Origin of the sequence: Serratia sp. 2C06 (genome assembly GCF_050037615.1) — a bacterium.
Taxonomy (GTDB): Bacteria; Pseudomonadota; Gammaproteobacteria; order Enterobacterales; family Enterobacteriaceae; genus Serratia; species Serratia ureilytica.
Map to the genome: position 1 here is coordinate 1,827,800 of NZ_CP188299.1, position 12,166 is coordinate 1,839,965.

Annotated in this window: 9 protein-coding genes; 1 reads left to right on the forward strand and 8 read right to left on the reverse strand. The window is 63.4% G+C overall.

What is annotated here, in order from left to right; all coding sequences use genetic code 11:
* Nucleotides 1-17: 17 nt before the first annotated feature.
* Both rapA and ACP3TA_RS09040 read right to left on the reverse strand, forming a co-directional pair.
* Nucleotides 18-2,924 carry an RNA polymerase-associated protein RapA gene (gene rapA, locus ACP3TA_RS09035; RefSeq protein WP_047025192.1) on the reverse strand — a complete coding sequence of 969 codons (2,907 nt, stop codon included), beginning with the start codon at nt 2,922-2,924 and terminating at the stop codon, nt 18-20.
* A gap of 247 nt (nt 2,925-3,171) precedes the next feature.
* Complete coding sequence (locus ACP3TA_RS09040) at nt 3,172-5,538, reverse strand: DNA polymerase II (RefSeq protein WP_198809038.1); 2,367 nt, start codon at nt 5,536-5,538, stop codon at nt 3,172-3,174.
* Nucleotides 5,539-5,753: 215 nt separating this feature from the next.
* Between ACP3TA_RS09040 and ACP3TA_RS09045 the strand changes: the two genes are divergently transcribed.
* Nucleotides 5,754-6,524 carry a DedA family protein gene (locus tag ACP3TA_RS09045; protein ID WP_046688224.1) on the forward strand — a complete coding sequence of 257 codons (771 nt, stop codon included), beginning with the start codon at nt 5,754-5,756 and terminating at the stop codon, nt 6,522-6,524.
* 27 nt (nt 6,525-6,551) lie between these two features.
* Here ACP3TA_RS09045 and ilvN read toward each other — a convergent pair whose 3' ends face one another.
* From ilvN to thiB, 6 genes are all read right to left on the reverse strand, one after another.
* Nucleotides 6,552-6,845 (reverse strand): acetolactate synthase small subunit, encoded by a 294-nt coding sequence (ilvN, locus tag ACP3TA_RS09050; protein ID WP_033641839.1) that lies wholly within the window; start codon nt 6,843-6,845, stop codon nt 6,552-6,554.
* A 3-nt stretch (nt 6,846-6,848) separates the two neighbouring features.
* Nucleotides 6,849-8,543: an acetolactate synthase large subunit gene (gene ilvB / locus ACP3TA_RS09055; RefSeq protein ID WP_042783677.1), complete on the reverse strand. Its 1,695-nt coding sequence runs from the start codon at nt 8,541-8,543 to the stop codon at nt 6,849-6,851.
* Nucleotides 8,544-8,654: 111 nt separating this feature from the next.
* Nucleotides 8,655-8,768 (reverse strand): ilvB operon leader peptide IvbL, encoded by a 114-nt coding sequence (gene ivbL / locus ACP3TA_RS09060; protein ID WP_154747116.1) that lies wholly within the window; start codon nt 8,766-8,768, stop codon nt 8,655-8,657.
* Between the two features lie 88 nt (nt 8,769-8,856).
* Nucleotides 8,857-9,561, reverse strand: a complete 705-nt coding sequence (thiQ, locus tag ACP3TA_RS09065) for a thiamine ABC transporter ATP-binding protein ThiQ (RefSeq protein ID WP_046688226.1) — start codon at nt 9,559-9,561, stop codon at nt 8,857-8,859.
* Nucleotides 9,548-11,155: a thiamine/thiamine pyrophosphate ABC transporter permease ThiP gene (gene thiP, locus ACP3TA_RS09070; protein ID WP_089196583.1), complete on the reverse strand. Its 1,608-nt coding sequence runs from the start codon at nt 11,153-11,155 to the stop codon at nt 9,548-9,550. The genes thiQ and thiP overlap by 14 nt, the downstream gene beginning before the upstream one ends.
* Nucleotides 11,131-12,117 (reverse strand): thiamine ABC transporter substrate binding subunit, encoded by a 987-nt coding sequence (gene thiB / locus ACP3TA_RS09075; RefSeq protein ID WP_042783680.1) that lies wholly within the window; start codon nt 12,115-12,117, stop codon nt 11,131-11,133. Before thiB ends, thiP begins: the two co-directional genes overlap by 25 nt.
* Nucleotides 12,118-12,166: the final 49 nt, after the last annotated feature.

The window sequence follows — 12,166 nt, forward strand, 5'->3', positions numbered from 1 at the left end:
TCCCCGCGTCGCGCCGGTTACTGGTGGGTGACCACCACCAGACGAATGGCGTCGAGACGCCAGCCGGCTTCATTGAGGTTGGCCAGCACCTGACGGCGATTGAACTCCAGCGTCTCGACTTCGTCGTCGCGGATGTTCGGGTTGACCGCCTTCAGCGCTTCCAGACGCGCCAGCTCGGCGCTCAGCTTGTCGTCCGCCTCTTGCTTCGCCTGTTCGATAAGCGTGCGTGCCTGCGCTTCCACCAGGCTTTCCGCCTGCTGCAGCATGGCGTGCACGTCTTGCTGCACGGCGTTGACCAGCTTGCTGGAGGTGTGGCGGTTGACCGCGTTCAACTGGCGGTTGAAGCTTTCGAACTCGACCTGCGCCGCCAGGTTGGTGCCCTTGCGGTCCATCAGCATGCGGATCGGCGTCGGCGGCAGGAAGCGGGTCAGCTGCAGGTGCTTCGGCGCCTGGGCTTCCACCACGTACACCAGCTCAACCAGCAAGGTGCCGACCGGCAACGCTTTGTTTTTCAACAGGGACACCGCACAACTGCCGGTATCGCCGGACAGGATAAGATCCAGACCGTTGCGGATGATCGGGTGTTCCCAGCTGACGAACTGCGCGTCTTCGCGCGACAGCGCCTGATCGCGATCGAAGGTGACGGTGCAGCCGTCCTGCGGCAGGCCCGGGAAGTCCGGCACCAGCATATGGTCGGACGGCGTGAGCACGATCAGGTTGTCGCTGCGATCTTCCTGATTGATGCCGACGATGTCGAACAGGTTGAGCGCGAAGCCCACCAGGTTGACGTCGTTATCTTGCTCGGCGATGGCGGCGGCCAGCGCCTGGGCTTTGTCGCCGCCGTTGGAGTGCATCTCCAGCAGGCGGTCGCGGCCTTGTTCCAGTTGCGCTTTCAACTGGTCATGCTGCTGGCGGCAGGCGTGGATGAATTCGTCCAGGCCCTCCTGCTCGGTCGGCGCGGCCAGATAGCCGATCAACTGCTCGTAGCAGCTGTCGTAGATGGTGCGGCCGGTCGGGCAGGTGTGTTCGAAGGCGTCGAGCCCTTCGTGGAACCAGCGGCCCAGCACCGCCTGTGCGGTGTGCTCCAGGTAAGGCACCATGATTTGGATATCGTGCATCTGGCCGATACGGTCCAGACGGCCGATGCGCTGTTCCAGCAGATCCGGATTGAACGGCAGATCGAACATCACCAGTTGGCTGGCGAACTGGAAGTTGCGGCCTTCGGAGCCGATCTCGGAACACAGCAGCACCTGCGCGCCTTCCTCTTCGGAGGCGAAGTAGGCGGCGGCGCGGTCGCGCTCGATGATCGACAGCCCTTCGTGGAACACCGCGGCGCGGATCGCTTCACGCTCGCGCAGCACCTGCTCCAGCTGCAGCGCGGTATCGGCTTTAGCGCAGATCACCAGCACTTTTTCGTTGCGGTTGGCCAGCAGGTAATCCAGCAACCATTCGACGCGCGGGTCGAAGTTCCACCAGGTGGCGTTTTCGCCTTCGAATTCCTGGTAGATCTGCTCCGGATACAGCATGTCGCGCGCGCGCGCTTCGACGGATTTCTTGGCGCCCATGATGCCGGACACTTTGATCGCGGTCTGATACTGGGTCGGCAACGGCAGCTTGATCTGGTGCAGGTTGCGGTGCGGGAAGCCCTTCACGCCGTTGCGGGTGTTGCGGAACAGCACGCGGCTGGTGCCGTGGCGATCCATCAGCATGGCCACCAGCTCCTGGCGCGCCTGCTCGGCGTTGTCGCCTTCGCTGTTGGCCGCTTTGAGCAGCGGTTCGATGTCCTGCTCGTCGATCAGCTCGCCCAGCAGGTTCAGCTTGTCGTCGGCCAGGCGTTCACCGCTCAGCAGCAGGGTGACGGCGTCGGCCACCGGACGGTATTTTTGCTGTTCGGCGACGAACTCGCCGTAGTCGTGGAAACGGTTCGGATCGAGCAGGCGCAGGCGCGCAAAGTGGCTCTGTTGGCCCAGCTGTTCCGGGGTGGCGGTCAGCAGCAGCACGCCGGGGATATGCTCGGCCAGCTGTTCGATCACCTGATATTCGCGGCTCGGCGCTTCTTCGCTCCAGGCCAGGTGGTGCGCTTCATCGACCACCAGCAGATCCCACTGGGCGTCCGCCAGCTCTTCCAGGCGCTGCTTGTTGCGGCGCACGAAGTCCAGCGAGCAGATCACCAGCTGTTCGGTCTCGAACGGGTTGCTGCTGTCGAGCTTGGCTTCGGCGTAGCGGCTGTCGTCGAACAGCGAGAAGTAGAGGTTGAAGCGGCGCATCATCTCCACCAGCCACTGGTGCTGCAGCGTTTCCGGCACCACGATCAGCACGCGCTCGGCGCGGCCCGCCAGCAGTTGCTGGTGGATGATCATGCCGGCTTCGATGGTTTTGCCGAGGCCGACTTCGTCCGCCAACAGAACGCGCGGCGCATGGCGCTGGCCGACTTCATGAGCGATGTGCAGCTGGTGCGGGATCAGGCTGGCGCGCATGCCGCGCAGGCCGGCGAACGGCAGGCGATACTGCTCGCTCTGGTATTTGCGGGCGCGAAAACGCAGCGCGAAACGATCCATGCGGTCGATTTGGCCGGCGAACAGGCGATCCTGCGGCTTGCTGAAGGTCAGTTTGCTGTCCAGCAGCACTTCGCGCATCGCCACGCCGCTTTCCTGGGTGTCCAGGCGGGTGCCGATATAGGTCAACAGACCGTTTTCCTCTTTCACCTCTTCCACCTGCAGCTGCCATCCCTCGTGGCTGCTGACGGTATCGCCCGGGTTGAACATCACGCGGGTGATCGGCGAATCGTTTCTGGCATAGAGGCGGTTTTCACCGGTGGCGGGGAAAAGCAGGGTAATCATGCGCGCATCCAGCGCCACGACGGTGCCCAGTCCTAATTCGCTTTCCGTGTCGCTGATCCAGCGTTGACCAAGAGTAAAAGGCATATATTGTCGGCTCGATTCTTTGTAAGTAAGTCTTGTTACCGGGCGGGAAGGGCCGCGGCACCTGTACTGAACATCGGTTAATCCCGGTTTGTTTTAAATTTGACGGGCAATAGCCGTTCACGCCATGCAGACGTCGCTAGACGGCAGGGCTAAGCGTGGTTCAGTTTTGGGAAGGGCGCTATGGTAATGGAAGGCGGCGCGTTCGTCACCTGCAAAACCGGATGATTTTTCTTAACCTGGCGCAATCTCAAAACAGCCCCATCTGCCCGGTGACCAGCGTGGTGAAGTCGTCGTGCAAGAAAGGGAGTATAGCGTCTGCCACCGGTTGCAGCTGACGTTCGAGGTAGTGCTGATAATCGATGGGCGAATGGCGGGTTTCCAGCGGTTCCGGCCCGGCGACGGTCATCACGTAGCTGATCCAGCCGCCGTTCTGATACTGCAGCGGCCGCCCCTGACTGCGGTTGTAGTCGTCGGCGATGCGCGCGGCGCGGGCGTGCGGCGGCACATTGCGCTGATAGTCGTCGAGCTTTCTGCGCAGCCGTTTGCGGTACACCAATTGATCGTCGAAGTCGCCGTTCAGGGTTTTGCCGACGTAGTCGCGCACATAGTCCTGGTAGGGCTGTTGTTTGAAGATGCGCTGATAGAGCTGCTGCTGGAACTGCTGCGCCAGCGGCGTCCAGTCGGTGCGCACCGTTTCCAGGCCTTTGTACACCATCTCTTCCTGGCCGTCGGCGCGCGCGACCAGGCCGGCGTAGCGTTTCTTGCTGCCCTGCTCGGCGCCGCGAATGGTCGGCATCAGGAAGCGGGAATAGTGGGTTTCGAACTCCAGCTCCAACGCGTTCTCCAGCCCGAACTGCTGCTGCAGATGCTGTTGCCACCAGGCGTTGACCCGTTGCACCAGCGCCCGGCCGATCTGCGCCGCCTGTTGCTCGTCATGCGGCTGTTTCAGCCAGACGAAGGTGGAGTCGGTGTCGCCGTAAATCACCTGATAGCCTTCGGCTTCGATCAGCTCGCGGGTTTGGCGCATGATCTCGTGGCCGCGCAGGGTGATCGACGACGCCAGCCGCGGATCGAAGAAGCGGCAGCCGCTCGATCCCAGCACGCCATACAGCGCGTTCATGATGATCTTCAGCGCCTGTGACAGGGGCTTGTTGTGCTGGCGTTTTGCGGCCTCGCGCCCTTGCCAGATCTGCTCGACGATCGCCGGCAGGCAGTGTTTGCTGCGCGAGAAGCGGGCGTTGCGAAAGCCGGGCACCGAGTTGGCGTCGCTTGGGTGGCGCATGCCCTCCACCAACCCGACCGGATCGATCAGGAAGGTGCGGATGATCGACGGGTACAGGCTTTTATAGTCCAGTACCAACACTGAATCGTACAGGCCGGGCCGGGAATCCATCACGAAGCCGCCGGGGCTGTGCTCTTCCGGCTGTTCGCCGAGGTTGGGGGCGACAAAGCCCAGGCGATGCATGCGCGGCATATAGAGGTGGCTGAAGGCCGCCACCGATCCGCCGCTGCGATCGGCCACCAGCCCGGTGACGGTGGCGCGCTCCAGCAGGAAGTTGAGCAGATCGGCCTTGGCGAAAATCCGCGTCACCAGCTCGCAGTCTTTCAGGTTGTAGCGGGCCAGCGCCGGCTTGTCTTCGGCGAAGCGCCGGTCGATCTCCGCCATGCGCTGATAAGGGTTGTCGATCGCCTTGCCTTCGCCCAGCAGTTCCTGCGAAACGTATTCCAGGCTGAAGGAGGGAAAATTCCAGGTGGCGGATTTCAGCGCCTCGATGCCGTCGATGATCAGGCGGCCGGCGGCGGCGGCGAAAAAGTGATTCTGCTTGAAACCATGCTCGCGCCATTCCAGCAGGTTGCCGCCGCGCCCCAGCCGCAGCGGGATTTGGTAGCGCTCGGCGTGCTTTTGCAGCACCCGCAGATCGAACTGCACCAGGTTCCAGCCGATGATGGCGTCGGGATCGTGACGCTCCAGCCACGCGTTCAGTCGTTCCAGCAGTTGAGGGCGGCTGGCGCAGTATTCCAGATCGAAATCCAGCGGCTCATCGCCGCCGTTGGCCGGCCCCAGCATGTAGACCTGCCGCTGGCCGCAGCCTTCCAGCGCGATGGAGTAAAGCTCGCCGTGGGCGGTGGTTTCGATATCCAGCGACACCAGTTTTAGCGTTGGGCGGTACTCCGGCGCCGGCTTCATTTGGCCGCCGAGCAACGGCCCATTGCCGTCGCCCTGGCCGTTGAACCATACCGGCGCGGTGATGAAGCGTTCCATCAGGTAGCGCTCGGGCGGGCGAATGTCGGCCTCGTAGACCGCAACGCCGCCTTCCCGCAGCAGTTTTTCCAGCTTGATGAGCTGACGGTGCTGGCGGCAGTACAGCCCCAGCATCGGCCGGTGATGAAAATCCGTTAGCGCCAGCGGTTTCAGTTCGACTTGCCGCTCTTCTCGCAGCAGCAGTTCCGCGCGCTGCCTTTGTTCGGCGGGGATAAACGCCACCGAGGTTTGCGGCGGCAGACGCAGCTGGCGCGGGCCCGCGTCGGTCGCCAGCCAAAATTCGACCTCGGTGCCGGCGGGCGTGTCGCGCCAGTGGCGAGTGAGCAGGAACCCCTGTTGCAGTGCTGTCATAACCCCTTCGTTTTTCGCCGGGCGGCGTGTGCGACGTTCAGCGTGATGTCGGTTTTGGCGCTAATATAGATAAATTACAGTATGGGTTTTTATACAGTCATTGTCCATTGCCGCGCGGCGTTGCCAAATACGCATACAATTCATCGATTGACTCGCCAGCGGCGGCGCTGGAAAATCCTCGGCCCCGTTTGGCCCGAATAATCCACAGAGGTGTAATGGAAGCCTATTTACAAGATTTGATCACCCAGTCACTGGCTTTCACTCTGATGGTCGTTCTGCTGGTCGCTTTTCTGGAGTCGTTGGCGCTGGTGGGGCTGCTGTTGCCTGGCACGGTGATGATGGCCAGCATCGGCGCGCTGATCGGCAGCGGCAAGGTGGATTTTTACTACGCCTGGGCGGCGGGGATCGTCGGCTGCCTGCTCGGCGATTGGATCTCCTATTTCGTCGGTCGCGCCTTTAAGGGGCCTTTGCACCGCTGGTCGTTCCTGAAGAAGAACAAAGCGCTGCTCGACAAAACCGAACATGCCTTGCACCAGCACAGCATGGCGACCATTTTGATCGGCCGCTTCGTTGGCCCGACGCGCCCGCTGGTGCCGATGGTGGCCGGCATGCTCGATTTGCCGCCGTACAAGTTTGCGTTGCCGAACATCATCGGTTGCCTGACCTGGCCGCCGGTCTATTTCTTCCCCGGCATTCTGGCGGGGGTGGCGATCGATATCCCCGCCGACGCCAACAGCGCGACGTTCAAGTGGCTGTTGCTCGCGGCGGCGCTGCTGGTCTGGCTGGCGGTGTGGCTGAGCTGGCGTTGGTGGCGCGAGGGCAAGCGCAACGCCGATCGGCTGAGCCGTTGGCTGACGCCGCTGCGGCTGCGCGTGGTGTGCGGATTGAGTTGGCTGGCGGCGTTGGCGGTCGGCTATTTGCTGAGCCAACAGCCGCTGATGCCGGTGTACCGGCATCTGTTGTGGCAGGTGCTGTCCGGGCAATGATTGCGGGGGCATTAGCCCCCGTTCGCCTTACTGGAAGAACGCTTCCAGCTGTTCAAATACCCGCACGTCTTCGCTGTGGCGCTTCACCCGCAGCACGTCTTCCAGTTTTTCCACCTGGCTTATCATTTGTTCCAGCCGCTGATCGTCGGCGACCAATAGCCAAATGCGGCTCTGTTGGCCGTCTTTCAACGGCAGACACAGAATGCCTTCGACGTTGAACGCGCGGCGGGCGAACAGCCCGCAAACGTGCGACATCACGCCGGGATGGTTGCGCACCGCCAGCTCCAGGATCACCTGTGGTTTATCTTGTGGTTGCAGCATGGCTTATTCTCCAATCATGTCGATGTTGGCGGCGCCCGGCGGCACCATCGGGAACACTTTTTCGTTGATATCGATCAGCGCGTGGATCAGGCAGGGACCCGGGCGCTGGATCGCCTCAGCCAGTGCCGCCTGAGGATCTTCCGCGGCGTTCAGATCGCAGGTATCCAGCCCGAATCCGGCGGCGATTTTCAGGAAGTCGGTACGCTTCGGATAGGCGGCGGCGAAGATGCGCTGTTGGTAGAACAGGGTTTGCTGTTGGTGCACCAGCCCCAGCGCCTGGTTGTTCATCAAAATGATTTTCACGTCCAGATCGTGCTCGACCGCGGTGGCCATTTCCTGAATGTTCATCATCAGGCTGCCGTCGCCGGAGAAGCACAGCACTTTACGTTCGGGCTCCGCCAACGCCGCGCCGATCGCCGCCGGCAGACCGAAGCCCATGGTGCCCAGGCCGCCCGACGTCAGCCACTGGCGCGGCCGGCTCAGCGGATAGGCCTGCGCTACCCACATCTGATGCTGACCCACGTCGGTGGTGATGATGGCGCTGTCGTCCACGCAGCGCGCGGCGGCCAGCACCAGGCCGTAATGGCTCAGCGGATCGTCGGCGTTCGGCATGTTGAACGGGAATTCGCGCTTCAGATCGTTGACGGTGTTCAGCCACGCGCTGCGCGGCTGCGTGTCGATCTGCGGCAGCAGCTGTTGCAGCACCTGGCCGACGTCGGCATGGATCGCCACGTTGGCCTGTTTGACCTTGCCCAGCTCGGCGCGGTCGATATCCACATGAATGATGGCGGCGTTAGGGCAGAACTGCTCGGTTTTGCCGATCGCCCGATCGTCGAAGCGCGCGCCCAGCACGATCAGCAGATCGGCCTCCTGCAGAATGAAGTTGGTGCTGCGCGCGGCGTGCATGCCCAGCATGCCCAGCGACAGCGGGTGTTCCACCGGCATCGCGCCCAGCGCCATCAGCGTCATGGTGGTGGGCAGACCGGCGCGCTCGGCCAGTTCCAGCGCCTGCCGGTGAGCGTCGGCGCAGATGATGCCGCCGCCCAGGTAGAGGATGGGGCGTTTCGCCTGATTGATCATCGCGGCGGCCTGCGAAACCAGCGCCGGATCGAAGCTCGGGGCGGCGTCCGGCACGGCGATTGGCGGCAACTCTTCCAGGGTGATGGTGGCGGTCTGCACGTCTTTCGGCACATCGATCCAGACCGGGCCGGGGCGGCCGGACTCGGCGATGCGGAACGCGTCGCCAATCACCTGCGGCAGCTCGCGGATATCGCGCACCAGATGGTTGTGCTTGGTGATCGGGATGGAAATGCCGTAGGTGTCCACTTCCTGGAAGGCGTCGGTGCCGATCATCGAGGAAGGCACCTGCCCGGTGATGCACACCAGCGGAATGGAGTCGAGCTTGGCGTCGGCGATGGCGGTGACCAGGTTGGTGGCGCCCGGCCCGCTGGAGGCGATGCACACCGCCGCTTTGCCGTTGGCGCGCGCCATGCCTTGCGCCATAAAGCCCGCGCCCTGTTCGTGGCGCGCCAGCACGTGGTGAATGCGGGTGCTTTGGCTCAGCGCGTCATACAGCGGCAGCGCGGCGCCGCCAGGGATGCCGGCGACGGTGGTGATGCCCTGACGCTCCAGCAGATGAACGATCAATTGTGCGCCGGTGAAGCGGGTACTCGGTTGAGGCGTGCCCGAAGTTGCCATGTTCCTGTCCTTTCTCAAGGCCGGTGAGCTTTTCTGGGCAGGGTGCTAAAACAAGAAACCCCGCCCGGTTTGCGCCGGCGGGGTTTGGGAATCGATGCGTTGATTCGGACCCTACGGCGCATTGCCGACGACCACCACCACACGCACGACGACCACCGCGGCTGGTAGCGCGGTAACTAGTAGGGTCGAAGTCAGCGAGGATGCGATCACAGGGAACCTTATCATCAGTAAAAAAAGTCAGGTTTTTATAAAAACACAGGCGCAAAATTCGCACAACAGGTTTATTGGCGCAGCATAAAAAACGCGCGTCAGATCACGCTTTACCCGAAATGCCCAGCACGCGCGCTTCCGGTGCGCTGCCGTCCAGCAGGGCCTGCGTCGGGCCGTCGTAGTAGATGCGGCCGTCGACCACCAGCAGCGTGCGCGGCGCGATGCGCGCGGCGTCGTCGAGGTTGTGCGACACCATCAGCAGCGTCAGGTCGCGCTGTTCGCACACCGTCTGCAGCAGCTGCAGCATCTCGTTGCGCAGCGCCGGATCGAGCGCCGAGAAGGGTTCGTCGAGCAGCAGGATCGGCCGCCGGCGAATCAAACAGCGCGCCAGCGCGGCGCGCTGACGCTGACCGCCGGAAAGCTGCGCCGGCAGGCGATCCAGGTGTTCTTCCAGGCCGACCTGACGGGCGATGTGTTCTCGCTGTTGACGTTGCTGCGCAGTCAAGCGCAGACCGGGATCCAACCCCAACCCGATGTTCTGCGCCACCGTCAGGTGCGCGAACAGGTTGTTTTCCTGAAACAGCATCGACACCGGCCGTTTGGCCGGCGGCGTGGCGGTGTGGTCTTCGCCGTTCAGCAGCAGCCGGCCGCTGGCCGCCGGCAGAAAACCGGCGATCAGGCTCAGCAGGGTGCTTTTACCGGCGCCGCTGGGGCCGAGCACCGCGACGCGCTCGCCCGGCTGGATGCGCAGATCAAAGCGCATCGGCAGGTGTTCATACAGATAGGTCAGTTTTTCAAGCGTCAGCATGGCGGCCCGGTAAGCGTTCAATCAGGGTAAACAGCAGGAAGCACAGCAGCAGCAACAGCAGCGCGGTCACCGCTCCGTCCTGGCTGCGGTAGGCGCCAATCTGCTGATACAGGTAAAAAGGCAGGGTACGGAAATGCTCGTTGCCAAACAAGGCGACCACGCCGAAATCGCCGATCGACAGCACGCAGGCGAAGGCCAGCGCCTGCGCCAGCGGGCGGCGCAGGGCGCGCAGTTCAATCAGCCGCAGCCGTCGCCAGCCGCGGATATCCAGCGACAGGCACAGCGGGTTGTAACGTTCGGCGAGGTCGCGCATCGGGTTCTCCAACACCTTCAGCGCATAGGGCACCGCCATCAGCGCATTGGTGAGGATCACCAGCGCATAGGGCGACTGCGGCAACCCGATCGTATCGTTCAGCAGCAGGAAGAACCCGGTGGCCAGCACGATGCCCGGCATCGCCAGGATCACCATGCCGCTCAGCTCCAGCGCCTGGCCGCCGCGCAGCTGCTGCCGCAGTTTCAGCTCGCGGCTGCTCCACAGCAGCATCATCGTGAGCGCCACGCACAGCGCTCCGGCGCCAAGGGCGATGCGCAGCGACGTGAACAGCGCCTGCCACAGCACCGGCTGGCGCAGCACGCTGATGATAGCCTGATTGGCGCCGTCGGCGATCACCGCCAGCAGAGGCGGCAGCAGCAGCAACAGCGCGGCGGCGATCAGCAGAAAATCGCTGATGCGCCGCCACAGGCTGTCTTCCGGGTTGCGCCAGCGCTGGGCGTGGGTATGCCCTACCGGCAATGCCTGGCTCAGGCGTTGGCTGATCAGCACCAGCCCCAGACAACAGCCCAGTTGGATCAGCGCCAGCAGGGCGGCGCGGCCCAGATCGTAGTCGTAACTCAACGCCTGGTAGATCGCCAGCTCGATGGTGGTGGCCTGCGGCCCGCCGCCCAGTGACAGCACGGTGGCGAAGCTGGCGAAGCACAGCATGAAGATCAGCGCGCCGCTCGGCAGGATTTGGCGGCGCAGCGCCGGCCATTCGACGAAGCGGAACTGCTGCCAGCCGTTCATGCCCAGCTGGGCGGCCAGCTGGCGCTGTTCCACCGGAATATTCTCCAGCGCCTGCAGCAACAGGCGGGTAGCCAGCGGCAGGTTAAAGAACAGGTGCGCCAGCAGAATGCCCTGCAGCCCGTAGGGCGAGAAATCATACTCGACGCCCAGCCAGCCGCACAGCGTCGCCAGCCAGCCCTGGCGCCCATAGACGCTGAGCAGGCCGAACACCGCCACCAGCACCGGCAGCACCAGCGTCATGGCGCACAGTCGCAGCAGCAACTGCCGGCCGGGGAAACGGCGGCGATAGAGCGCGCGCGCCAGCAGAATGGCGGGCAGCACCGAAATCAGCGCCGACAGCAGCGCCTGCAGGAAAGTGAAGCGCACCACGTGCCACAGGTAGCTGTCCTGCCACAGGCCGCGCCAGCCGCTGTCCGGCGAGTGACGCCACAGCGAGCCCATCGCCAGCGCGGCGACCAGCAGGATCATGCCGGCGGCCAGCAGCCCCGGCCAGAGCCAGCGGGGGATCAGCGGCTGACGGCGGTTTGCCATGCCCGGATCCAGCCGCCGCGTTGTGTGGCCACCTCTTCGGCGCTGTATTGCAGCGCGGTATGCGGCACGTTCATCTGTTCAAAGCCGACGGGCAGCGGGGTGTTGATCACCGGGTACATCCAGTTGCCGGTCGGGATGGTGTTCTGGAATGCCGGCGTCACCATGAACTGCATGAAACGCTCCGCCAGCTCAGGCTGTTTGGCGGCCTTCAGTTTGCCGGCCACTTCCACCTGCAGGTAGTGGCCTTCGCTGAACGTGGCGGCGGCGTAGCGGTCTTTTTTCTCGGCGATCAGATGATAGGCGGGGGAGGTGGTGTAGCTGAGCACCAGATCGCCTTCGCCTTTCAGGAACAGGCCGTAGGCTTCGCTCCAGCCTTTGGTGACGGTCACGGTCTTTTTCGCCAGCTGCTGCCAGGCGGCCGGCGCCTTGTCGCCATACACTTTTTGCATCCACAGCAGCAGGCCGAGGCCCGGCGTGCTGGTGCGCGGATCTTCGTAGATCACCTTCCAGTCACGATCGCTGCTGACCAGCTCCTGCAGGCTTTTCGGCGGGTTCTTCAGTTTTTCCTTGTCGTAGACGAAGGCGAAATACCCGTAGTCGTAAGGCACGAAGGTCGCGTCCTGCCAGCCGCCCGGCACCGTCAGTTTGGCGGTGTCCACGCCGCTCGGCGCGAACAGGCCGGTTTGCTGCGCCGCCTGCAGCAGGTTGTTGTCCAGCCCCAGCACCACGTCGGCGGCGCTGTTCTTGCCTTCCATGCGCAGGCGGTTCAGCAGTGAGACGCCGTCTTCCAGCGCCACGAACTTCAGCTCACAGTCGCACTCGGCTTCGAAGGCTTTTTTCACCGCCGGGCCTGGGCCCCAGTCGGCGGCGAAGGAATCGTAGGTGTAAACCGTCAGCGTCGGCTTGGCGAACACCGGCGCGGCGCACAGCAGCAATAAGCAGGGCAGATATTTTTTGACCACGTTGCACTCCTGAAAAATAAGGGGGCAAGGGCATCTGAGGGGGCGAGGC